This is a genomic window from Niveibacterium umoris, assembly GCF_014197015.1.
GTDB classification, from domain to species: Bacteria; Pseudomonadota; Gammaproteobacteria; order Burkholderiales; family Rhodocyclaceae; genus Niveibacterium; species Niveibacterium umoris.
Window position 1 is genome coordinate 214,819 of sequence record NZ_JACIET010000002.1, and the last position, 23,138, is coordinate 237,956.

General features: G+C 66.8%; 23 protein-coding genes. 11 read left to right on the top strand and 12 right to left on the bottom strand.

Features of this window, described 5'->3' with window-relative positions; translation table 11 throughout:
* Positions 1 to 47 precede the first annotated feature (47 nt).
* On the bottom strand, positions 48 to 1,469 hold the full coding sequence (locus GGR36_RS13085) for a hypothetical protein (protein WP_242533259.1): 1,422 nt from the start codon (positions 1,467 to 1,469) through the stop codon (positions 48 to 50).
* The gene (locus tag GGR36_RS13090) at positions 1,466 to 2,722 is read right to left on the bottom strand and encodes an SPFH domain-containing protein (protein WP_183635179.1); all 1,257 of its coding nucleotides are present in this window, start codon (positions 2,720 to 2,722) and stop codon (positions 1,466 to 1,468) included. The genes GGR36_RS13085 and GGR36_RS13090 overlap by 4 nt, the downstream gene beginning before the upstream one ends.
* 271 nt (positions 2,723 to 2,993) lie before the next feature.
* On the opposite strand from GGR36_RS13090, the gene GGR36_RS13095 reads away from it, so the two are divergent.
* Entirely contained in the window at positions 2,994 to 3,692 is a 699-nt protein-coding gene (locus tag GGR36_RS13095) for a response regulator transcription factor (protein ID WP_183635180.1), read from the top strand.
* The gene (locus GGR36_RS13100; RefSeq protein WP_183635181.1) at positions 3,689 to 5,764 is read left to right on the top strand and encodes a sensor histidine kinase; all 2,076 of its coding nucleotides are present in this window, start codon (positions 3,689 to 3,691) and stop codon (positions 5,762 to 5,764) included. Before GGR36_RS13095 ends, GGR36_RS13100 begins: the two co-directional genes overlap by 4 nt.
* Positions 5,765 to 5,792: 28 nt before the next feature.
* On the opposite strand, the gene GGR36_RS13105 is transcribed toward GGR36_RS13100, so the two are convergent.
* The 7 genes from GGR36_RS13105 to GGR36_RS13135 form a co-directional block, all read right to left on the bottom strand.
* Positions 5,793 to 6,272 (bottom strand): nuclear transport factor 2 family protein, encoded by a 480-nt coding sequence (locus GGR36_RS13105; RefSeq protein WP_183635182.1) that lies wholly within the window; start codon positions 6,270 to 6,272, stop codon positions 5,793 to 5,795.
* A 43-nt stretch (positions 6,273 to 6,315) separates the two neighbouring features.
* A complete protein-coding gene (locus GGR36_RS13110) occupies positions 6,316 to 6,915 on the bottom strand; it encodes a glutathione S-transferase family protein (RefSeq protein WP_183635183.1) in 600 nt (199 codons plus the stop codon).
* Positions 6,916 to 6,941: 26 nt separating this feature from the next.
* Positions 6,942 to 8,519, bottom strand: coding sequence for a 2Fe-2S iron-sulfur cluster-binding protein (locus GGR36_RS13115; protein ID WP_183635184.1), 1,578 nt, complete (start codon positions 8,517 to 8,519; stop codon positions 6,942 to 6,944).
* A gap of 68 nt (positions 8,520 to 8,587) precedes the next feature.
* The gene (locus tag GGR36_RS13120) at positions 8,588 to 9,133 is read right to left on the bottom strand and encodes a carboxymuconolactone decarboxylase family protein (RefSeq protein WP_183635185.1); all 546 of its coding nucleotides are present in this window, start codon (positions 9,131 to 9,133) and stop codon (positions 8,588 to 8,590) included.
* Between the two features lie 235 nt (positions 9,134 to 9,368).
* A complete protein-coding gene (gene grxC / locus GGR36_RS13125; protein ID WP_172201449.1) occupies positions 9,369 to 9,602 on the bottom strand; it encodes a glutaredoxin 3 in 234 nt (77 codons plus the stop codon).
* A 58-nt stretch (positions 9,603 to 9,660) separates the two neighbouring features.
* Positions 9,661 to 10,164 carry a YHS domain-containing (seleno)protein gene (locus GGR36_RS13130; protein WP_183635186.1) on the bottom strand — a complete coding sequence of 168 codons (504 nt, stop codon included), beginning with the start codon at positions 10,162 to 10,164 and terminating at the stop codon, positions 9,661 to 9,663.
* A gap of 33 nt (positions 10,165 to 10,197) precedes the next feature.
* Positions 10,198 to 10,743: a carboxymuconolactone decarboxylase family protein gene (locus GGR36_RS13135; RefSeq protein WP_183635187.1), complete on the bottom strand. Its 546-nt coding sequence runs from the start codon at positions 10,741 to 10,743 to the stop codon at positions 10,198 to 10,200.
* 154 nt (positions 10,744 to 10,897) lie between these two features.
* Here GGR36_RS13135 and GGR36_RS13140 point away from each other — a divergent pair, with 154 nt between their 5' ends.
* The 8 genes from GGR36_RS13140 to GGR36_RS13175 all read left to right on the top strand — a co-directional run bounded on the left by GGR36_RS13140 (position 10,898) and on the right by GGR36_RS13175 (position 18,443).
* On the top strand, positions 10,898 to 11,797 hold the full coding sequence (locus GGR36_RS13140; RefSeq protein WP_183635188.1) for a LysR family transcriptional regulator: 900 nt from the start codon (positions 10,898 to 10,900) through the stop codon (positions 11,795 to 11,797).
* 188 nt (positions 11,798 to 11,985) lie between these two features.
* Positions 11,986 to 12,981 (top strand): sensor domain-containing diguanylate cyclase, encoded by a 996-nt coding sequence (locus GGR36_RS13145; RefSeq protein ID WP_183635189.1) that lies wholly within the window; start codon positions 11,986 to 11,988, stop codon positions 12,979 to 12,981.
* A gap of 198 nt (positions 12,982 to 13,179) precedes the next feature.
* Positions 13,180 to 13,413 (top strand): hypothetical protein, encoded by a 234-nt coding sequence (locus GGR36_RS13150; protein ID WP_183635190.1) that lies wholly within the window; start codon positions 13,180 to 13,182, stop codon positions 13,411 to 13,413.
* A gap of 324 nt (positions 13,414 to 13,737) precedes the next feature.
* On the top strand, positions 13,738 to 14,445 hold the full coding sequence (locus GGR36_RS13155; RefSeq protein WP_183635191.1) for a substrate-binding periplasmic protein: 708 nt from the start codon (positions 13,738 to 13,740) through the stop codon (positions 14,443 to 14,445).
* Positions 14,446 to 14,566: 121 nt separating this feature from the next.
* Entirely contained in the window at positions 14,567 to 16,558 is a 1,992-nt protein-coding gene (locus tag GGR36_RS13160; protein WP_183635192.1) for a peptidase U32 family protein, read from the top strand.
* 96 nt (positions 16,559 to 16,654) lie between these two features.
* Positions 16,655 to 17,137 carry a hypothetical protein gene (locus GGR36_RS13165; RefSeq protein ID WP_183635193.1) on the top strand — a complete coding sequence of 161 codons (483 nt, stop codon included), beginning with the start codon at positions 16,655 to 16,657 and terminating at the stop codon, positions 17,135 to 17,137.
* A gap of 26 nt (positions 17,138 to 17,163) precedes the next feature.
* A complete protein-coding gene (alkB, locus tag GGR36_RS13170; protein ID WP_183635194.1) occupies positions 17,164 to 17,814 on the top strand; it encodes a DNA oxidative demethylase AlkB in 651 nt (216 codons plus the stop codon).
* A 29-nt stretch (positions 17,815 to 17,843) separates the two neighbouring features.
* On the top strand, positions 17,844 to 18,443 hold the full coding sequence (locus GGR36_RS13175) for an NUDIX hydrolase (RefSeq protein WP_183635195.1): 600 nt from the start codon (positions 17,844 to 17,846) through the stop codon (positions 18,441 to 18,443).
* On the opposite strand, the gene GGR36_RS13180 is transcribed toward GGR36_RS13175, so the two are convergent.
* The 3 genes from GGR36_RS13180 to GGR36_RS13190 all read right to left on the bottom strand — a co-directional run bounded on the left by GGR36_RS13180 (position 18,444) and on the right by GGR36_RS13190 (position 22,103).
* Positions 18,444 to 19,520, bottom strand: coding sequence for an acyltransferase family protein (locus tag GGR36_RS13180; RefSeq protein WP_183635196.1), 1,077 nt, complete (start codon positions 19,518 to 19,520; stop codon positions 18,444 to 18,446).
* Between the two features lie 112 nt (positions 19,521 to 19,632).
* On the bottom strand, positions 19,633 to 21,273 hold the full coding sequence (locus GGR36_RS13185) for a methyl-accepting chemotaxis protein (protein WP_183635197.1): 1,641 nt from the start codon (positions 21,271 to 21,273) through the stop codon (positions 19,633 to 19,635).
* A gap of 101 nt (positions 21,274 to 21,374) precedes the next feature.
* On the bottom strand, positions 21,375 to 22,103 hold the full coding sequence (locus tag GGR36_RS13190; RefSeq protein ID WP_183635198.1) for a transporter: 729 nt from the start codon (positions 22,101 to 22,103) through the stop codon (positions 21,375 to 21,377).
* Between the two features lie 167 nt (positions 22,104 to 22,270).
* On the opposite strand from GGR36_RS13190, the gene thiD reads away from it, so the two are divergent.
* Positions 22,271 to 23,116 carry a bifunctional hydroxymethylpyrimidine kinase/phosphomethylpyrimidine kinase gene (gene thiD, locus GGR36_RS13195; RefSeq protein WP_183635199.1) on the top strand — a complete coding sequence of 282 codons (846 nt, stop codon included), beginning with the start codon at positions 22,271 to 22,273 and terminating at the stop codon, positions 23,114 to 23,116.
* The last annotated feature ends 22 nt before the right edge of the window (positions 23,117 to 23,138 follow it).

Below are 23,138 nucleotides of genomic sequence, written 5' to 3' on the forward strand. Positions count from 1 at the left end.
ACGAAGGGGCCCTAAGGGGCCCCTGTTCTGTTGGGCGGTATCGTGCTTCAGCGCACGCTGACCGTGCCCCGCTTCCACGCCGGGTCTTGCCAGCGAACGAAGGCCGCGAGGGCGTTGGCGCGATCGGCCCAGCGTTCGACCTGCAGGCTGTTCTGGCTGAGGACTTCGAAACTCTGCTTGTAGCGGCCCTCGGCGCGCACTTCGCGCGCAGCGAGGAACTGGTTGCCACCCGGCACCCAGCCGGCAAATTCGACGTAGCCCAGATCTGGGTTGTCGATCGCCGGCGGCAGCACGTCGACCACCCATTCGCCGCCGCGCTGATGGAAGAGCCAGAGTTCGCGCCAGGTGGCCATCGGCTGCACCGCGAGCGCGAGCGCATCACCCTGCGCGCTGGTTTGCGCGGAGGCGGCCCATACGAGTCCGAAGGTGCAACGGGTGAGCACCGTGCGCAGCGCCTTGCCTTCGGCCTGTTGCAGGGCGACACAGGTTTCGCCCGGCTGCTGGCCGGGTGTGGTACTGAGGGCGAGCTTGCCGCGCGGCATGCCGACCTCCGGCACCGCCGCCCAGCGTGAGGCGCCGACCCGCAAGCCGGCATCGGCATAGGTGGGCGCATCGTCCTCGGTGAGTTCGGCCTTGTTCACCGCGGCGAGTTCTTCGATGGCGCGCGTTGCGGCAGGCAGCGCGGCATCGGCCTTGCGCGCCTTCTCGTAGGCGATGGCGGACCACACGCCCGCCTTGCGCATATGCAGGCGGTTGCGGGTGACTTCGCTCAGGTTCTTCAGCTCGACACGGTCGAGCACCTCGGCGCGCCAGGCGTCGGTCATCGCACGCTCGACGGGCGTGAGCGTGCCCGGCACACAGTCATGCCGGGTCAGGGCCAGCGCGGCGCGGGCGCGCTGGCCATCGTCGGCGCGCATGCCGAGCACGCGGCGGAAGGCGTCGCCGTTGTAGCAGGTCTGCATCTGCCCGTTGCGCTCGAATGCGACGAACTCGACACCGTAGTTCGCGGCGACCTCCATCTGCGCCGCGATGGCGACTTCGCCAGCCTTGCTCTGGCGGGTCGAAGCGCGGCGGGCGAGGCGTTCGGCCATCACGCCCAGTGCATCGAAAGGTTCGGCATCGATTGCGGCGGCCGGTGCGGCTTTCAGGTAAGCCGTGGCGTAGGCAATGCCGAGCGTTTCAGCACCGTTGGCCTCGCGCAGGAAGCGCACCACCGACAGCAGTTCGGGCGCCGCTTCCGGCGTGAGTGCATGCACCCGCACCTGCGTGGCGCGCACAAAGCCGGCGCGCTCGTGGCGGTGATCATACACCTGCAGGAAATCGCCCTTCTCGCCGCGGATCTCCAGACTGTCGCCCTGCCACAGCACGGTCTGCGCCTGCGCAGCGTCGCGCGGTGCGGCGCGCAGCGCGGTCTGGTCCTGGGTGACGATGGCAATCGTGGCGAGTGCGGCGGCAACGGTGATCATCATTCCGCCCCTTCCACCGCTTGCTCGGCGGGCTGCGAAGCAACAGCAGCCTGCAGGTTGCCCTTGCCGGCGCCCAGCAATGCGTTGCCGATGAAGCTGCCGTCGGTGGGCGTCGGCGCGATGATCACCTGGATCTTGTCGGCCAGCTTGTCGGCCATGGTCTTCTGGATCAGCAACGGGTTCTTCTGGATCAGCGCCCCGTCGCGCGCCAGTTGCTCGCTGGCGACCTTGCCGATGCGCTCCTGCCGGTAGACCTCGGCATCGGCCAGTTTCTGGCGCGAATCCGCCTCACCCGCGGCTTCGATGCGGCGGGCCTGCGCGTTGGCTTCGGCCGATTTGATGCGCGACACCTTGTCGGCCTCGGCCTCCAGCCCGCGCTGCTCGATCTGCTTTTCCTTGAACGGCAACACATGCTTCATCGCCTCGGCCTGAGCCTTGGCGGCGATGATCTGTTCCTGCCCGGCCGCCTCGGCGGCGGTTTCGCGCCGCACCTTCTCTGCCGCAGCTTCGAGCGCGGTCTGCTTGACCTGCTTGTCCTTGAGTTCCAGCGTGTAGCGCATCTTCTCGCTCTCGAGTTCTTCGATGAGCAGTTTTTCCATGCCGACCCGGTAGTCGCGCGGCAGATCCACCTTGCCGATCTGCAGCGCGCCGAGCTGGATACCGTCGGCCGCAAGGCGCGGCTTGAGTTCCGCCTCCATCACCTGCTGGATCTCGGCGCGCTTGGTCGAGAAGATTTCGCGCACGGTGTAGCGCGACAGGGTCTTGTACATCACGCCCTGCACCACCGGCCCGACGACCTGCCCCTCGATGTCATCCGGCAGGTTGCGGGCGATCGTCGCGAGCTTCTGCGGATCGAGGCTGTAGCGCACGGTGATGTCCATGCCCAGCGAGAGGCCCTCGACCGACTGGAAGGGCGAGGGGCCGTCCGCCTTGCTGCTGCCTTCCGGCCGGTAGATCTGGGTGCGCAGCGGCAGCGTGCGCAGCTGGTGCAGGCCCGGCATCACCAGCACCGACCCGGCGCGGAATTCGGTCGTGCTGCCCGTCAGCAGGTTGGTGCGGATGCCGACGTCACCCGCCTCCACCGCGCCGAAGGGCGGATGCGTGACGACGTAGCCAACCCCGAGCGCCGCCACGGCCAGCGCGATCAGCCGGCGCTTGTTGCGGCCCGCTTCATTGGCGAAGCCGCGCGCCGGGCGGCGGAGGCGGCGCAGGCTGGATCTGAGGGTGTGCGCGATGGCGTTGAAACGGTCCGACATGTTGATCTCCCAGTGTGCTGCCGGCTGATTTGCAGTCCGCCTCAGCAGGGTCGCTGCGGGGATCGCTGCGGGGAGTCGCGTCCGGCGTGCGTTCTCCATGGCCTGCAGTCTCGGCGCGCCGGGGTGGAGCGCTCAAAGCCGACGCGGGGCGACTTTGCTCATGGCCGGGAGGGGCGCTTCCGGGGCGTGAACAAACACTCACACCACGTCAGCGAAGCGCGCGCCGAAAACCCGGATACTTGCGTCCGAGCTCAACGCGCAGGAGGTGGCCATGTTCAGGGTGGCCGTGATCGAAGACGACGCACCGACCAGCAACCAGCTGGTCAGCTGGATCCTCTCCGCCCGCAAGGACATCGTCGTGGACCAGTGGTTCACACGTGACGATGCCGAAGCGGCGGTGCAACGCGAGCACTACGATCTGGTCGTGCTCGACATCGAGCTGGGGCGCGAGCGCCACGCCGGCGTCGCGATCATCAATGCCATCAACAAGCGCCAGCAAGGCACGCCGGTGCTGGTGGTGTCGGCGATGCCGGCGGCGATCTACCGCAGCATCATGAAGGCGCTGGATGCCTGGGACTACCTGCAGAAGACCACGTTCGAGGAAGCCGACTTCATCGACACCCTGCTCGAAATCCTGCGCGCCACCCGCGACCGGGAACGCGCGCCCTCCGCTGCGCCCGCCGGCGACGAACTCTCGATCGACCCGCTGCGCCAGAGCACGCCGTTGTGGCACGGCCAGCGCGTCAACCTGCCGCTGACCGCGCAGCGCATCCTCGCGGCGCTGTACGCGCGGCGCGGCGAAGTGGTGTCCTACGACGAGCTGTTCCAGGTGGTGAAGAGCGGGCGTAACCGCGACAACATCCGCAAGCACATCAGCACGATCCGCGATGCCTTCCGCGAGTTCGACGAGGCCTTCGACCGCATCGAGAACATCCCGATGCGCGGCTTCCGCTGGACCGATCCGCGATGAGGCTCGGCCCGCGCGAGGCCTTCCACTGGCTCGCATCCTTCGGCCTGCGGATGCTGTTCCGCGGCGCCTTCCTGCTGCTGGCGCTGGCCACGGTGGCGATGGCGCTGTTCGTGCTGCAGGAAGAAAAGCAGCGCAGCTACGCCAACTACCGCAAGGACTTCCTCAAGTCGAAGGAACAGGTGCTCGCCAAGCTGCGCCACCCGACCGGTCAGCTCGCGCTGCTCAACGCGCCGACCAGGGCCCGCGCGCTGACCCCGCTGCACCCGGTGCTGCTGCCCTATGCGTCGATCGATTTCGACGACCAGAACAAGGTGCGCAACGTGGTCGAGATGACCGGCTGCATGGTGCGCTACCGCCGCAACGGCGCGGTGTGCGTGGCGATCGGCAGCAACCCGTGGGCGGGCGGCTTCATCTATGTCGCCGGCACCTTCGCCAGTGCGCCGCTGGCAGCCCACACCGTGGGCGATGCGCAGCTCGACACCGCGCACCGGATACGCGTCAGCGTGTCGATGCGGGGCGATACGACGCGCTGGATCGCCCCGTTCGAACCGATCGACGACGCCGGTGCGCGCCGCGTGTCGGGGCTGCGCGGGCGCCTGACCGGTTTCGAGGACAGCGGCGGCGACTTCACCCACGCGCGCCCGGTGCGCGACTTCCGCGGCTGGATCTGGCAGGACGCGAATTGCGTCGCGCCCTCGCAGGACGCCGCCGGCTGCGCGCGGCTCTCGTTCTTCTCGATCAGGCTGCCGGTTGCGGTGCTGCGCGACGCCTTGTTCACGAAGCAGAAACCGGAATGGCCGCCGCACGATCTCGCGGACATCCAGGTGCGCGTCGAAGCGCTCGGCCCGGAGAGCGCCACGCCGCTGCTCGACAGCAACGACAGCGACGCCGTCGCGCCCTTCTCGCTCGACGAGCTGCCGCCCTTGCTGCAACCGGGGCAGTCACTGGTGATCGCGCGCGCCGACGCACCCACACAGGAACTGGTACGGCTCGCCGGGCCCGAGGTCAGTGCGGAGGAATCGTGGTCCTTGCTGCGCCAGCTGATCCGCCGACTGCCGGTGGACGACGGCAACACCGCGCTTGCCGCAGAGGACGAAGTCACCACCGCGGTTGGCGGCTACGTCGTGCGCTTGAGTGGCGATGTACGCAGCGCGAATCGCACCCTGAGCGTGGTCGCGACACGGCTGGTGTGGTTCGTCGCGGCGATGCTGGTGGCGATCGCGCTGACCTGGCTGGTGCTCGAAATCGGCATCATCCGCCGCATCGCGCTGCTGACGCGGCGCGCGTCGGACCTCTCGCGCAGCGCCCGCGCCAGCGGCGGGCTGGAGCAGTTCGATCTGGCGCAGGTACGCGGGCGCGACGAGCTGGGCATCCTCGCGCGCGCGCTCAACGACCTGCTGCGCCGGGTGAAGGAAGACGCCGAACGCGAACGCATCCGCGCCGGGCAGGAGCGCGACATGTGGCACGCCGTCGGGCACGAGATCATGTCGCCGCTGCAATCTCTGATGGTGCTGCACGGCAAGGAAGACGACCCGGCCAGCCGCTACATCCACCGCATGCAGCAGGCGGTGCGCGTGCTCTACGGCAGCGCCTCGCCGAGCGAAGCCTTCGAGACCAGCACGCTGCAGGTCGAGGCGCTCGACATCGACGCGTTTCTCGCCCATGTCGCCGGTAACGCGCACTGCATCGGCATCGCCGACGTGGGCTACGCGCCGCTCGGCCAGCCGGTGATGGTGCGCGGCGACGAATACTCGCTGGAAGACGTCGTCACCCACATCCTGCGCAATGCCGATCGCCACCGCAGCGCCGGCACGCCGATCACGCTGGCGCTGGAGCTGACCGAGCACGCCGCGCGCATCCGCATCCACAACATCGGCCCCCGCATTCCGGAAAGCATGCTCGACACGATCTTCGAGTACGGCGTATCCGGAAAGGACGATGGCGGATCGGAAGAGAGCCGCGGGCAGGGGCTTTTCGTCGCACGCACCTACATGGCCAAGATGAGCGGCACCATCGTCGCGCAGAACGACGGCGACGGCGTGAGCTTCGTGCTGACGCTGCTGCGCGCCTGATCGCGCGCGCAGCAGCGTCACAAGCCGCTTACAGCCCCAAATCGCTCAGCCCCGGGTGATCGTCCGGCCGGCGACCCTGCGGCCAATGGTACTTGCGCTCGGACTCGGCGATCGGCAGGTCGTTGATGCTGGCGAAACGGCGCGCCATGAGGCCGTTCTCGTCGAACTCCCAGTTCTCGTTGCCGTAGGAACGGAACCAGTTGCCGGCGTCGTCGCGCCATTCGTAGGCGAAGCGCACCGCGATGCGGTTGTCGGTGAAAGCCCAAAGTTCCTTGATCAGGCGGTATTCGATCTCGCGTGCCCACTTGCGGGTGAGGAAGGCTTCGATCTCGGCGCGGCCGCGCGGAAATTCGCCGCGGTTGCGCCATTGGCTGTCGGGCGTGTAGGCCAGCGCGACGCGCTTGGGGTCGCGGCTGTTCCAGGCGTCTTCGGCCAAGCGGACTTTCTGGATTGCCGTTTCACGGGTGAAGGGCGGCAGCGGCGGGCGGGCTTCCGTGTTCGGGCTCATGGGGGCTCCTGTCGAAGTGTGTGTACGGGTTGAGAGGGAGGGGTCAGATACCGGGCATGCCGACGTAGCCAGGCAGCGCTTGCATGCGGGCAAGCCAGTTGCGCACGGCAGGGTAGGCAGAAAGATCGACGCGGCCTTCGGGTGCCAGGGCAATGTAAGGGTAGACGGCGACATCCGCGATGCTGGGGATTTCCAGTGCGACCCAGTCGTGCTCGGTGAGCCGGGTTTCGAGGATGCCAAGCAGGGCTTCGGTGATCCGCGTGGCCTCGTCCAGCGCGATGCCAGCGCGGCCGAATTTGTGGTGCAAGCGCAGCGCGTTGGGGCCGCGGGCGACCTCGTTGGCCGCGGTGGATAGCCATGCCGACACCGCCGCGAGCGCGGCCGGATCTTGCGGCCACCACTGCGCGCCGCCGTAGCGGCTGGCGAGATAGACGAGGATCGCCTGACTGTCGCGCACGACGGTGTCGCCGTCTGTGAGCACCGGCACCTGGCCGAAGGGATTCATCGCGATGAAATCGCGCGATTTGTGCTCCCGCGTGGCGCCGCTCACCACCACGCTCTGGTAGGGCAGGCCGAGCAGGCTCAGCATCAGGCGCACCTTGTGGCTGTTGCCGGAGAGCGGGAATTCGTAGAGCTGGATCATGGTGGCGTCCTTGTGACGATCGGGGTTCAAAGGTCGAGCACCAGCGTTTGCGTGCTGGCACGTGAAACGCAGATGCACATCTGCCGGCCCTGCGTGCGTTCGCGTTCGTTGAGGGCGGTGTCGGCGTGCTGCGGCGTGCCTGCGATGACCTTCACCGCGCAGCTGCCACAGTTGCCGACCCGGCAGTCCGATCGGGCCGGCACCCCGGCCGCCTCCACCGCGGCGAGGATGCTCTGCGTCGGCGCGACGTGAATCGTCTTGCCGCTGCGGCGCAGTTCCACTTCGATCGCGCTCGCGCTGCCGTCGCCGGTCGGCGCGGCAAAGCGCTCGCTGTGGATGCGCGCGGCGTCAATGCCCAGCGCGGCAGCGGCGGCCTGCACGCCGTCGATCAGGCGTTGCGGGCCACACACGTAGATCACCGCATCGGCGGGCGCGCTGCGCAACACTTCGGCCACCGGCATGGCGCGTTGATCGCTGGCCCACACGGTGAGGCGCGCACCGAACTCGCGCTGCATGCGGTCGCGGTAGGCCATGTCGCCCGCGCTGCGCCCGGCGTAGTGGATCTCGAATGCGCGGCCCTGCGCCTTGAGCGCGAGCGCCATCGCCTTGATCGGCGTGATGCCGATGCCACCGGCAATCAGCACCGCCGGGCGCGCATCGTCGTGCAGCGCGAAGTCGTTGCGCGGCAAACCGCAGCGCAAGCGCATGCCGAGCTGGTAGTGATGATGCACGAAGGCCGAGCCGCCGCTGCCGTTTTCGTGCTGCAGCACGGCGATCTCGTACGCATCGCGGCGCGCCGGGTTGGAGCTGATCGAGTAGTGCCGCGTGGCCTCGCTGCCATCGGGCAGGCGCACCGGCACCTGCAGATGCGAACCGGCGCTGACCTGCGGCAGGTCAGCGCCGAGCGGGTGTCGCAGTTCGTAGGCCCGCACGCGGGGGCTCAGCTGCCGCACGCCGCTGATCACCAGCTCCAGTTCGCCCTGGCCCAGTTCGTTCGGTGAGCGTGCGGCCAGGGCACCGGCGCGCAGGGCGCGGTTCTCTTCGAGCAAGGGCGCGATCATCTGATCGAGCTCCGCCTCGGTGAAGCGCGGGGTGATGTGCTGCGGGCAGTTCCACTCGATCGCCTCGACATGGATCAGCACGCCGCGTTCCACGCGGGCGCGGTAGCTGGGCACTTCAAGCTGCGCGATCAGTTCGGGCGCGTCGGCCTCATGCACGATGCGCGCGCGGCCCCAGATCTTGAGGCGGCGGCGGTTCGCGTAGTCCATCAGGATCAGCGAGATGCGCTCGTTGGCGTTGAGGTTGCCGACACTGAGGTACTGCCGGTTGCCACGGAAATCGGCGTAGCCGATCGTGCGGGCGTCGAGCACACGCAGGAAGCCGGCTGGGCCGCCGCGGTGCTGCACATAGGGCCAGCCGTTCTCGCCCACGCTGGCCTGGTAGAAGCTGTCGCGTGCCTCGATGAATGCGATGTCGTGGTCTTGCAGTTCGTTGCGGGGGTCTTCCGCCAGCTCGAAACCGAGATTGTTCTCACGGCTGCCGTAGCGCACCTGCGCCGCTTTGACGCTGGGGGTGAAGCTGATGTCGGCGAAGGCGCGGGGCATGGCGGAAGTCCTTTCATTCAGGGGCGGTGGCCTGAGCGCAGGGCGTCAGGCCACCAGGGGAACGGCAATCAGGCCGCCTTGCGGGTGACGTGCGGGAAATCCACGTCGGTTTGGGCCACGTTGTTGATGTAGTTGGTCAACACATTGAGCGCCACGTTGAGCACGATCTCGACCACGCTGGCGTCGTCAAAACCCGCAGCGCGCAGGCTGGCCAGGTCGGCCTCGCTGACGCGGCCACGCTCGGCCGCCACACGGCGGGCGAACTGCAGCGCGGCGCGGGTCTTCGCGTCAGCCGAGTACGCATCGCGGGCAGCGTCGATTTCCGCTGCGTCGATCTTCGCGACATGCGTCGACAGATACGTGTGGGCCGAGAGGCAGTAGTCGCAGCCGTTGTATTCGGCAATCGCCAGCGCGATGCGCTCACGCAGTTGCACGCTCAGCACGCCCTTGGCCAGCGCGCCGTTGAGCGAGAGGTAGCCTTCGAGCGCCGCCGGGCTGTTGCCGACCAGCTTCATCAGGTTGGGGACGACGCCCAGCTGCTTGTGGACCGCGTCGAGCAGCGGCTTGGAGGCGACGGGCGATTGTTCGACGGACGGGATGGCGATGCGAGACATGGTGTAACTCCTGTATTCGGTTGGGTTCGGATTCCGCCGCACACCGTGTGCTGCGGGGTGACTGCATTCTTTCAACTTCCGAATCAAAGAAGAATCCGCGCGCAGCGCAATAATTTGTTCCACAAAATGGAACACTGAGGGAACACTTAGCACCGCAGCGGCGCCGGACGCGTGAACGAAAAAAAGGAGCCCGAAGGCTCCTTGTGTGGGGTGTTTGGATCGTGAGGTGGCGCGTTCAGCCTTGCCCGCCGAAATGCGCCTGCAGGTCGTCGAACCCGCCGATGTGGCGCTCGCCGAAGAAGATCTGCGGCACCGTGCGGCGCTGGCTGCGCGCGATCATTTCATGCAGGCGGACGGGGTCTTCGCTGACCTTGATCTCGGTGTAGCGCAGGCCGCGCGAATCGAGCAGCGACTTGGCGGCGGTGCAGAACGGGCAGTGCTCGCCCGAGTAGACGGTGATGTCGTCCATGGTGCTTCTCCAGGCAGGCACTTCGCGGCAGCGAAGTGCCGCGAAGTGCGTTGGGGGCTTACAGGTCCTTGGGGGCCTTGTTGCGGATCAGCGGCCATTCGGCCTCGGCTTTCTTCAGGTTGCCCGGCACGTCCTCCAGCCAACGCACCTGCACATCCTTGTTCACGTTCAGGTAGAGCCTGCCGTCGACCACGCGCCAGACTTGCGGGTCGCCATCGAGCTTCTTGTCGAGCGCCACGCCCATTGCGCAGAAGCCGCCGTAGGCCGGTTCGTACTGATCGGGCTTGGCCTTGAAGGCGTCACGGTTGGCGGCGTTGGCGAAGTGGTAGGTCGCACCCTTGTGCGTGGCCGTGAAGCGAGGCGAGCCCGCCCGTGCGGCGCCTTCGGTGAAGTAAGCCACCGGGTCGTAGCCTTTGATCGCCACGCCCTGTTTGTCGAGGTTGAGCACGCTGGTCGAGGCTTCGTCGTAGGCGAATGCAGCCTGCGGCGCGAGCGCGACGAGCGCGGTGCCGCCAATCAGGGCGGCGAGCAAGGTACGGCGGGCAAAGCGGTAGGTTTTCATGATCGGTCCTTGTGTCGTGAGATGGATAGGGGTTCAGGCCACTGCGTTGAGCGCGACCTTGGGGAAGTCGATTTCCAGCCGGCTCGCCTTGCCCAGGATGTTGGTCAGCACGTTCATGCCGACGTGGGTGATGATTTCGACCAGATCGGCGTCGCTGTAGCCGGCGGCGCGTGCTGCGGCGATTTCGGCGCTGGTGACGTCGCCGCCGTGCTCGACCAGCGAGCGGGCGAACTTCACCGCGACGGCGGCCTTGGCGTCCTGACTGGTGCCGGCGCGGTTGGCGCTGATTTCGTCGCCGGTGAGGCCCGCCTTGCGGCCGATCGCCGTGTGCGCCGAGAGGCAGTACTCGCAGGCGTTCTGCTGCGCCAGCGCCAGTGCGATGCGTTCGCGGGTGGCGGCGTCGAGGCTGCCCTCGTTCGCCACGCCATGCAGGCCCAGAAAGGCGCGCAGCGCAACCGGCGAGTTCGCGAAGACCTTGAGGAAGTTGGGCACCATGCCCAGCTGCGACTGGATCGCTTCGAGCAGCGCCTTCTGTTCGGCGTTGGCGGTTTCGAGGGTGACGACGTTGATGCGGCTCATGGGAATTCCTTTCAATGGAGGTGCTGGGTTTCGTTGCCGCGTCACAGGTGCTCAGCGGATGGATGCATTCTTCCAACTTCCACCGCAGAGAAGAATCCACATCAAATACAATTGATACTTGCGTTTAGTGGAATACAAGAACGGAACCCGACACATGGATCGACTGCATCTGATGAGCGTGTTTGTCGCGGTGGCCGAGGCCGAGAGCTTCGCGGGCGGGGCGCGCAAGCTGGCGATGTCGCCACCGGCGGTCACCCGCGCGATCGCGGCGCTGGAAGAGCGGCTCGGCGTGAAGCTGCTGACCCGCACCACCCGCTATGTGCGCGTGACCGAGGCCGGCCAGCGCTATCTGGATGACGCACGGCGCGTGATCGCCGCAGCCGACGAAGCGGACGAAGCCGCGGTGGGCATCAATGCCGAACCGCGCGGCCACCTGACGATTACCGCGCCGGTGCTGTTCGGCCGCATGTACGTGATGCCGGGCATCACCGACTACCTGCAGCGCTACCCCGAAACCACGGTGTCCGCGATGTTTCTCGACCGCGTCGTCAACATGCTCGAAGAAGGCATCGACGTCGGCATCCGCATCGGCGAGCTGGCCGACTCCAGCTACAAGGCGCTACGTGTGGGCCATGTGCGACGGGTGATCTGCGCGTCACCGGCCTACCTCGCGCAGCACGGCATCCCGCAGCAGCCGGAAGACCTCGCGCAACACCCGATCATCGTCGCCAGCAGCCTGAGCCCGACCGTCGAATGGAAGTTCATGCGCGAGGGCAGCCCGATCGCCGTGCGCATCAAGCCCCGCCTCACCGTCACCAGCAACGACGCGGCCATCGAAGCGGCGCTGCGCGGAACCGGCATCACGCGCCTGATTTCGTACCAGATCGCGCCGCAACTGGCCGCCGGCGAACTGAAGGTGGTGCTGAGCGAGTACGAACCGGCGCGCATGCCGATTCATGTGCTGCATCGCGAAGGGCGCAACGCCTCGGCCAAGATCCGCAGCTTCGTCGACCTGATCGCCGAACGGCTGCGCCGCGACCCCTCGTTGAACTGACATCGAAGTACGCCCCTCGGCGCAGCGCCTTGCAACTGCCGCGTTTGCGTTGCGTCACCCCACGCCGAAGCGGCGTGTGATCAGCTGACGTTGACGACCGTCAGCCTCACCGCGCCGCCCGGATTGACGCCACATCCGGCGGCGGCTTCGTCCCGACACCTCTCATGAACACGCGCAGGGAGTCCCGATTGCCGAGACGCTTCATCACCGTGCTACGGCGACGATTCCCTGCGTTCGAGCAGCTGTGGCAACGATTTCCGGACAATGTGTTCGTGATCCGTTGCGAAAGCGATGGCCGCTTTGTCGTCGAGGCGATCAACCCGACGCTCGCGGCGGTGATCGGGCGCCCCAGCGAGGCGGTCGCCGGCCTGCCGCTCGGCGAAGTCGTTCCGGCCGAGTACCTCGCGCTGGTCGAGGGCCGTTACCGCGCGTGCGCCGACAGCGGCGAACCGATGACCTACGAGGAAAGCGGCGGCCCGGCAGGCGCAGAGCCACGCATCTGGCAGACGTTGATGGTGCCGGCACAGGGCCGCAGCGGCAAGGTCGACTACATCCTCGGCATCTCGCGCGACATCACGGCGCTGCGCAAGGCCGAAGCCTACCTGCGCGACGCCAACGCAGCGCTCGAACGGCGTGTCGCCGAACGCACCGCGGAACTCGAATGCGCCAATGCGCGGCTGACCGAACTCGCGACTCGCGACGGCCTGACCGGCCTCTACAACCGCCGGCACCTTTTCGAACTGGCCACGCGTGAATTCAGGCGTGTCGTCCGCACCGGCCAGCCCCTGGCCGTGCTGATGCTGGATCTGGACCATTTCAAGGACATCAACGACCGCTTCGGCCACGCCGCTGGCGATCAGGTGCTGCGAGCACTTTCGCACGTCTTCCAGACGGCGCTGCGCCAGACAGACCTGATCGGGCGGTACGGCGGCGAAGAATTCCTCGTCCTGCTGCCTGACACCGACGCCCGGGAAGCCGAACACATCGCCGACCGCCTGCGCGAATCCTGTGCAACCGTGGAGCACCGGTGGAATCATCAAACCTTCCAATGCACCCTGAGCATCGGCATCGCGCACTACGATGCAGAGCGCGACGATGGACTCGACACGCTGCTGCAGCGCGCCGATCACGCTTTGCTGCGTGCCAAGGCCGCTGGTCGCAACTGCCTCGTCATCGGCGGGTGACGGCGACACGCACCCCCCGCGAGGACAACCGACATTGCGCAAACGTGGCGATGCGCCTATCAAGAAGGATGAATCGCCGCCGGTGTTCGCGCCAGAACTAGTGCCCGGCTTGCGCGTCAAATACGTGCCCGCTGCGGCGACCCCGCGGCGGCCAGACAAGCGCCGCCTACCGGCAGCGCACCAACAGGGGGAAGCAGCATGGACCAGCACACCGCACGCAGGCCCGGCGACGACGATCCGATCGGGCAAGCCCGCTTCAATACCAAACGACCCACACTGATCGGCGACGTTGGTTTCGATGCCGCGTACGCCACCGAAAGCCACCCCGAAGGCTTGCGCTACGGCGAGACGCCGCGCGCGCCGGGGGTGGAGCCGCATCGCCCCGAGGCCGATAGCAGTGCCGAAGGCCCCGCAGTGATCTCAATCGGATAAGCAGCCGCCACACCAACGCGGCAACCGTGTTGGAGCCTTGCTGTGCAGACGCGGCAGGACTATAAAAGAGTCCGCCCTGCAAGCCTGCGCCCATCACCCTGCAAGATGCCAACACGACACATGCCGGTCGCCCTGCCCTGTGCCCGCAAGCGCAAGGGAGCACGTCGGCCAGCTTGGGCCCTGTGCATGGCGGGTCTTGCACTCGTCAGCGCCCATGCTGCGCCCCTCGCTCCCCCCAAGAACCCTGCACCTGCGACACCGGTCAGCGGAGCGCCAGGCTGTTCGCGGCCGATCAGCGTCGCGGCCAGTTCCAACGGTCTGCTGATGGAAGTCGATAGGCAAGGCGCGGTCAGCGGCGTGTTCCCGGAATTCCTCGAAGAACTGAGTCGCAGCACCGGTTGCCGCTTCGTGTATGAAGCGATGCCTCGAGCGCGGGCGCTGCAAACCTTCCTTGAGGGTGACGTAGACATGATCATGGCGGTCCAGCTTCCAGAGCGTGACGCTGCCGGAGCGTTCCTGCCCACGCACGGCGGCCGGATCGCGCTGATCACGTTGAAAACCCGCAGCACGACGCCACCGCTGACACAGCTCGCCAACGGCGATCTGATGGTCAATGTCGTGCGGGGCTACGACTACGGCCCGGCATACCGCAGCCAGCTGGAAACATTGCGGGCAATCAGGCGGCTGGAAGAAGTAAAAGACACCGATACGATCGCGCGCAAACTGTCGATCGGCTACGCGCAGGCCACCATTGTCGCGCCGAGCCAGTTCGCCGCCTCGGTCCAAGCGCATCCCGAACTTGTCGACAAACTGGTAGTCACACCGATGCCGTCGCTCGGCACGACAATCAACGGGATCTACCTGTCACGCTCGCGCCTGTCGGCTGCGGACCGCGAACGCTTGACGCAGGCGATCCGTAAAGCCCTCGCCGAAGGCGGGTTCTGGCGACAGTACGAATCTCGAATACCGGCATGGGCACGCCCGGGATTGGTCGCACCGAGCGAGCTAGCCCCCGTCTTGGGCCAGCCGTGAGCCAACCCGGCAAAGCAAAAGGCGTTTCCGCTCGATACGGCGTTCCGCTCGCGCTAGAATCCGCGCCCTCCTGAAACCGCTCCCCTTGGGCCGGCGACGAATCACCCCTGACGAGATAACGATGAACCTGCCCACCCACCCGCTTGAACTGCTTTCCCCCGCGAAAACCGCGGAGATCGGCCGCGAGGCGATCCTGCACGGCGCGGACGCGGTGTACATCGGCGGCCCCTCGTTCGGCGCGCGCCACAACGCCAGCAACACCGTCAGCGAGATCGCCGGGCTGGTGGCCTTCGCGCACCGCTACCGGGCGCGCATCTTCGTCACGCTCAACACCATCCTGCACGACGCGGAGCTGGAGCCTGCTCGCAAGCTGGTGCATGAGCTCTACGACGCCGGCGTCGATGCGCTGATCGTGCAGGACATGGGCCTGCTCGAACTCGACATTCCGCCGATCGAGCTGCACGCCTCGACGCAGTGCGACATCCGCAGCGTCGAGAAGGCCAAGTTCCTCGCCGAGTCGGGCTTCTCGCAGATCGTGCTGGCGCGCGAGCTGACGATCGAGCAGATCGCCGCGGTGCGGGCAGCGGTGCCGGCCGACACGGTGATCGAACACTTCATCCACGGCGCGCTGTGTGTGGCCTTCTCCGGCCAGTGCAACATCAGCCACGCCCACACCGGGCGCAGCGCCAACCGCGGCGACTGCTCGCAGGCCTGCCGCCTGCCCTACACGCTGCAGGACCAGCAAGGCCGCGTGGTGGCCTTCGAGAAGCACCTGCTGTCGATGAAGGACAACAACCAGAGTGCCAACCTCGCCCACCTGATCGCCGCCGGCGTGCGCAGCTTCAAGATCGAAGGGCGCTACAAGGACGCGAGCTACGTCAAGAACATCACCGGCCACTACCGCCGCCTGCTCGACGACCTGATCGAGGCGCAGCCCGAGCTTGGGCGCAGTTCCAGCGGCCGCACCGAACTCTTCTTCACACCGAACCCGGACAAGACCTTCCACCGCGGCGCGACCGACTACTTCGCCACCGGCCGCAAGGCCGACATCGGCGCCTTCGACACGCCGACCTTCGTCGGACTCTCGCTCGGCACCGTCACCCGTGTCGGCAAGGACAGCTTCGAGATCGACGCGCGCGAGCCCCTCGCCAACGGCGACGGGCTCAACTACATGCACAAGCGCGAAGTCGTTGGCCTGCAGGCCAATGTGGTCGAACAACTCGGCGCCGGCGAGGAAGGCACGCTGTGGCGTGTGTTCCCGAACGAGCCGGTGGCGCAGTTGCCGGGCCTCAAGCCCGGCGTGGCGGTCAGCCGCAACCGCGACCACGCCTGGGAACTCGCGCTACTTAAGAAATCGGCCGAACGCCGCATCGCCGTGTGGGCGCAGTGCGCCGAGACCACCAACGGCCTCGCACTGACGCTGACGGATGAGGACGGTTTCAGCGCCACCGCCGAAGCCGCTTTCGACAAGCAGCCGGCGCAGAACGTAGCCCGCGCCGAGTCGACGCTGCGCGAGCACCTCTCCAAGTTCGGCGCCACCGAATTCGCGCTGCAGGAACTCACGCTGGCGTGGTCGGCGCCGCTGTTTGTGCCGGCCTCGGTCGCCAACGCGCTGCGCCGCGACGCCGCAGAGCGCCTGATGGCCGCGCGCCTCGCCGGCTGGCAGCGCCCGCTGCGCCGGCCGGAAGTGGAACCGCCGGTGCCCTACCCGGACGAGACGCTGTCCTTCCTCGCCAACGTCTACAACCAGGCGGCGCGCGACTTCTACACCCGCCACGGCGTCAAGCTGATCGCCGCGGCCTACGAAGCGCACGAGGAAGCCGGCGAAGTGCCGCTGATGATCACCAAGCACTGCCTGCGCTTCTCCTTCAACCTCTGCCCCAAGCAGGCCAAGGGCGTGCAAGGCGTGCAGGGGCAGGTGCGCGCCGAGCCGATGACGCTGGTGAATGGCAACGAACGCTTCACTCTGAAGTTCGACTGCCGCCCCTGCGAGATGCATGTGATCGGCAAGGCCAAGAAGCACATCCTGCAAAGCCCGCCGCCCACGCAGGTGCCGGCCAGCGCGCCTGTCACCTTCTACAAGCGGCGCGCCGACGCGCCGACGCTGCCCTGATCCGGCGGGCACCCGTTCGGCGCCCGGCGATTGAATCGCGTTGCATCGCGGGCCTACACTGCAGCATTGCCACTGGCAAAACAGGCTGCGGCCGCCATGGACGAACTGCTGTTCATCGAGGATGACGGGGAAGCGGAAACCACGCCACCGCTGCGCGGCGCTGACGGCTGGCTGGTGCTGCTGGTGGACAGCGATGGTGATTCCCATGGCACGACCCGCATGGCGCTGCGGCACTTCGAGTTCCACGGGCGCCCGCTGCGCTTCGTCAGCACCTTTTCGGAACCCGAAACGATGCACGTTCTGCCCGAGCTTGTAGCCCCCGCACTGATCCTGCTCGAAGGCGTGCTGGCCGACTACGACTCCGGCGTGCGCATCGTGCGAACCGTGCGCGACGACCTGGAAAACCATCGCGTGCAGATCATCGTACGGACCTCCGGGGCAGACCTGGCCGGCAAGGCACGCTATGCCGGCCTGCAGATCAACGGCTTCGTCCTGAAAGCGGAAGTCGACAAGCGGACGCTGGAACGCCTCGTCGCCAATGCGCTCGATGCGTACTGCCTTGCAGGGCCACAGTGCTGAAACCGCACAGCACTTGATCGCGTGCGATGGCCGCTGACCTGTTCGGCCCGGCGCACGGCCCCGCTGGCGTCGAGCCTCTCTCCGCCGGCACGTTCCTCCTGCACGGTTTCGCCGAAGCGCAGGCCCCCGCTTTGCTCGAAGCGCTCGGCCACATCCTTGCGCAATCCCCGTTGCGGCATCTGATTACGCCGGGCGGCCAGCGCATGTCGGTTGCCATGAGCAACTGCGGGCCACTCGGCTGGGTCAGCGATCGCAGCGGGTATCGCTATCAGGCAAGTGACCCCGAGACCGGGCAGCCATGGCCGCCAATGCCCGATGTCTTACGCGATCTTGCGCGCAGCGCTGCCACCCTGGCCGGCTTTCCGGACTTCGCCCCCGACGCCTGCCTGATCAACCGCTATGCGCCGGGAACGCGTCTATCACTGCATCAGGACCGTGACGAACGGGACCTTTCCGCGCCTATCGTCTCGGTATCGCTCGGGCTGCCGGCGGTGTTCCTGTTCGGCGGGCTGACGCGAAGCGACCCGGTGCGGCAGCTCACGCTGTATCACGGCGACGTGCTGGTGTGGGGCGGGCCGGACCGCCTGCGCTTCCACGGCGTGAAGCCGCTCGCCGAGGGGATACACTCACTGCTTGGCGCGCAGCGCATCAACCTGACCTTCAGGCGCGCCGCTTGAGCAGCCCCCATGAATCACGGAGAAGCACCATGAGCATTGCGGATCGGGTACGCGTCCTCGAAGAACGATTGCTGTCGGACAACTGGTACATCCTGAAGACCACGCATTTCGAGTTCCGCCGCCGTGACGGCCGCTGGCAGGCGCAGCACCGCGAAAGCTACGACCGCGGCAATGGTGCGGCGATCCTGCTCTACAGCCTGCCGCGGCGTACGGTGGTCATGACACGGCAGTTCCGCTACCCGGCCTTCGTCAATCACCACGACGACCTGATGATCGAAGTGCCGGCAGGCTTGCTCGACGAGGCGGATCCGGAAACGCGCATCCGCGCCGAGGCCGAGGAGGAGGCCGGCTACCGCGTCGGCAACGTGCGCAAAGTCTGCGAGGCCTTCATGAGCCCCGGCGCGGTGACCGAACGCCTGCACCTGTTCGTCGCCGAATACGACCCGCAGGACAAGGTCAGCGAGGGCGGCGGGCTCGAACACGAAGGCGAGGACATCGAAGTCTTCGAACTGGACTTCGACGACGCGATGGCGATGGTCGCTGACGGCCGCATCTGCGACGCGAAGACGATCATGCTGCTGCAGTGGGCGGCGCTGAACCTGTTCCCGGCCCGCACCGCCCGAGCTTGATCAGGCGCGGCTCGCGGCCAGATCGCCGAGCCCGGCGCGCGGCCGGGTTGCCCAGGCGACCAGCGGCACTTCGAGACGGTAGTGGAAGAGCGATGCCGCGCAAATGCTGATGAGCCAGGTCAGCACCATGCCCAGCGCGTGCAGTTCCGGCACTTCCGGCACAAAGCGTGAGAAGGCTGCGTTCACGATCAGGAAGACCGGGAAGTGCACCAGGAACAGGGCGTAGGAAATGCGGCCCAGAAAGGCAACGCCCGGCAGGCGGATCGGGCGTGACAACCAGCCGGCATAGCGGCCAAAGCCCAGCAGCAGCGCCGTTGCGGCGGCCACCGCGATGCGTGTGCGGAAGTCCACCATCAACGCGAGCGTCGCGACGATGGCAAGGATCAGCAGCCAGCTTGGTGCATCGCGCCGCGCCCCGATCCACCACGCCAGCGCGCCGGCAGCATAGGCGGCGAAGAAGTACAGCGCGCAGACGTCCCACATTGCATCGCGATTGAAATAGAACAACGACGCCAGCGCGAGGCAGCTGACCAGCAGCGCCGATGTGTGGCGCCCGCCCGTACGGCGTGACAAGGCCAGCAGGCCGGCAAACAGGGCGAACAGCTGCAGGTCGATCGCGACATACCAGACCCCCGCCGACAGCGATTCGACGCCCAGCAGGTTCTGCAACAACAGCACATGCGCGGCCAGCTGGAACAGGTCTGGCGCCTGCGGAATCGAGTCGTGATCGATCAGTTCGCGTGCCAGCGCCGCGGCGACCAGGCTCAGCGCCAGCATCGCCAGATAGGGCAACCCGACCCGCAGATAGCGCTGCCAGACCAGACCATGCAGCGGCTGAACCGCGCGCAGTCGCCCGTCCGGCGCGAGGCCACGCGCCGCCATGAAACCGGCCAGCACGAAGAAGACCTGCACGGCCAGTCTGCCATGCTGGCTCAGCCATGCGAGCAGGTCCGGGGCCACGCTCTGGGCCACATCGGACATGGGGCCGTAGAAGGCGATGTGGTGCAGCACGATCAGCTGCGAGGCGAGTGCGCGTAGCGCCTCGACGGCCGGGAAACGAAGGGAAGTGCCGCTCATGTAACGCGCGCGGCAGCCGCCTTGTGGGCGCTGCCGCGTCAGGGATTCTGGAAAGCGCGCGATTCTACCTGCCGTAGCAGGTCTTTAGCCAGCAAGATCGCCGGCGGATGTGTTACCAGAGTTCTGCCGAACCGCCGCTGGTGGCGCTGGTCTTGAAATAGCCGACATCGTGCTCGATCGCCTGGGCAAGGCTGTCGATATTGCGGCTGGTCACCGCGACGCCTTCCGCCGCGTTCGCGTTCACGGTGGTCGAATCAGCGATGCCTTCCATGTGACGTGCGATGTCGTGGGTGTTCTGGCGCTGCTCGGTCAGTGCGTGGTTGATGCGGTCGACCTGTTCGCAGGCGCTCGCCGACACGCTGCGCACCTCGCGCATGGCGGCATAGGCTTCACGCGCGAGCGCAACGCTCGACTCGACCCGCGCTTCACCCTCGCGCATGGTCGCCACGATGCGTTCGGTCGCGCCGCGCACCTCGTCGATCATCTTGCTGATCGATACGGTGGACGCCCCGGTGCGGTCGGCAAGCTTGCGCACTTCGTCCGCCACGACCGCGAAGCCCCGCCCCGATTCGCCGGCCCGCGCCGCTTCGATCGCCGCATTGAGCGCCAGCAAATTGGTCTGGTCGGCAATTTCTCGGATCGAGGTGACGATGCCGGCGATCTCTTCCGCGCGACGTTCCAGTTCAGCCACCTGCCCGGCCGCTTCGCCGACGGTGCTGGCCACTGCGTGCACTTCGTCGGCCACCTTTTCGATCACCGCACCGCTCGATTCGGCCTGCTGGCCGAGTTTGGCAACTTCGGCATTGGCTTCGGCGGCCTGCAGGGCGATCTCGTCCACGCTGGCCGACAGTTGCTCGATGTTGGAGGCGATCGCCGAGGTTGCGGCACTCTGCATCATGCTGCCCTCGGCCAGCGCGTGCGAGTTGCTCGCCAGTTCGGATGACGCAGCGATCATCAGCGCGGCATGCCCGCGCAAGCCGCTGGCAACATCGGTCCACTTGGCCCGCATGGTGCGCAGGTGCGCGATCAGGCTGTCGCCGGGAGCCCCTTCCGCGGCCTTGACTTCGGAGAGGTCGCCGCTGGCCAGCTGCCGCGCAATCTCGACGCCGATCGCGGGTTCGGCGCCGATTTCGGCGATGATCAGGCGATACAGGCGAATCGATCCGATGACGACGAACAGCGCCAGCGCCAGGCCAAGTACGCCGCAGGTCCAGCGCGTGAGGCGGATCGATCGGGTCACCGTATCAACGGCTTCGCGCTGCTGCCCGTTGATGGTGGCAGCGAGCGCCTCCACCAGCTTCTGCGTCGCTTCGGACTGCTGATCGAAGCCATCGGGCGCCTTCATGATCGCGTTGCCGGCCTCACGGCTTTCCTTGTAGCCGGCGACCATGCGCAGCCCGGTTTCATGCAGTTTGCCGACGCTTGCCTTGAGTACGTCTACCGCCTGAGCGTGCTCCGGCGCGAGACGGACAATCTCTTCGAGCGCCTTGATCGTGGCGTCGTAGGCCTTCTTGCCATCGTCGATGCCATCCTGCTCGCCGGTGGCCGAGGCGTCGGTGAGGAACTGCTGTACCTGCACGACCTGCAGGCGGGCTTCGCCAAGGCCATCCACCAGCTTGTCGGTGATGCTGTGTTCGTACTCGCTGCGGCGTTCAAGGTAGCTGAGCTGGAAAACCACGGTCGCCGTCAATGCGCTGACCAGGATCAGCACCAGAACGACGAAGCCACGCAAAAGCGGTTTGATCTGTTTCATGGAATGGGTCCGTAGCACCTTGAACGCGCCGGGCGGGGGGCCCGCGCGCGTATCGGCGTTCAAAGGATTTACGACCGCACGACGGCCAGCTTGAGCTGCGCTCACCAGCGCCAGGTCACACCGGCGCCGAAGGAGCTGCGGAAGATCGCATCGTTCAGGCCGGCACGAATTCCGACATCGAAATCAAGCGTATCGGCCGGGCTGTAGATCAGGCCCAGCGTAGCGAAGGCAGGGTCTTCGCTTTGCGCCAGGTCGGAGCTGGAGTACGAAACGAGTTCGCCAGCGAGCCGAACGGTTGGCGTGACGCGGTAAAAGCCGCCACCGGCGACGCTGTAGATGCGCTTGCGGTTGCCGGTATCGGCGGTGAGGTAGGCCGCGCCGGCGTTCGCCATCAGCATCCAGTCCTCGCCGCTCCAGCTTGCGATCAGGCCCAGGCTGTAGAAGGCCTGTCCGTTCCCAAGGCCCGCTTCACGCGAGCCGGTGGGCAACTGCACCGCGGGCTTGAGTGCCAGCGCGAAGCCGCCTGATTCCAGCGCACGCCACTTCACGCCGAGCGCGACGTCGCCGGCGCCTTGCCGGCTCGATTCGCCATCCCACTGGCGCAGCCAGCTTGCGCTCACAAACGCATCCAGCGTGTCGGTTGCGCCGAACGTCAGCGTCGCATTGCCGAGCATCGTCGCGGGGCTACCATCGCGCTGCAGGTTGCGGTCGGCATTGAGCTCCAGCTGCCATCCGCCCGCCCCTTGCGTGCCGGTATCGTCGGTATAGAGCGGATGCGCAGCCTCCGCAGCCAGGGGCAGCAAGCCCAGCATGATCAGTATTGATCGCATGTCAGTTTCCGTCTCCGCCGCGTCCGGACCAAGGCAGTGCAACAATCATGTCCACTCACCGCTCAAACGGCCAAACCGAAGGCGAACTTGAATCTTCCTCATCGCAGCTCCGCAGTTGTTGCGATTAATTCTCATTTGAATGGTGGCGCCAGTCACCCGGACTCCGCATGACCCACATCAAACCGAACACCCTTTCGATTGCCGGCGTCGACCCTTCCGGCGGCGCCGGCATCTATGCCGACCTGAAAACCTTCTCCGCACTCGGCGCCTACGGCTGCGGCGTCGTTGCCGCCCTCACCGCGCAGAACACGCAGGCCGTGACCGGCGTACACACGCCGCCCGTCGATTTCCTGCGCCTGCAGATCGACACCCTGTTTGCCGACGTGCGGATCGACGCTGTGAAGCTCGGCATGCTGGGCAGCGCTGACATTGTCGCCACGGTGGCCGACCGGCTCGCTCACTACGCCGCCAGATTCGTCGTCTGCGATCCGGTGATGGTCGCCAAGAGCGGCGACCATCTGCTTGCGAAGAATGCCGTCGCGATGCTCAAGGAAGCGCTGCTGCCGCAAAGCTTCATGATCACCCCGAATCTGCCGGAAGCCGGCGTGCTGCTCGAACAGCGCGCACCGGAAACGGTCAAGGAGATGTACCGCGCCGCCGAACGCCTGCGCGAGCTGTTGCCGCTCTCCAGCGAACGCTGGGTGCTGCTCAAGGGCGGCCACCTGCCGGGCGACGAACTGGTCGACCTGCTCTTCGACGGCGACCGCATGGTCGAACTGCCGGCGCCGCGCATCGACACCAAGAACACGCACGGCACCGGTTGCACGCTGTCGTCCGCGATCGCGGCGCTGCTGCCACAAGCCGCCGGGCAGATGCGCCCGGTCGAGGCCGCGGTGCGCCACGCCCGCGAATGGCTGCTGCGCGCGATTGCCGCATCCGGCGACCTGGATGTCGGCAAAGGCCACGGCCCGGTGCATCACTTCCACGCGATCTGGCCCAAGGCACGGCCCTGACGGTGTCAGAAGGGGCAGGTAT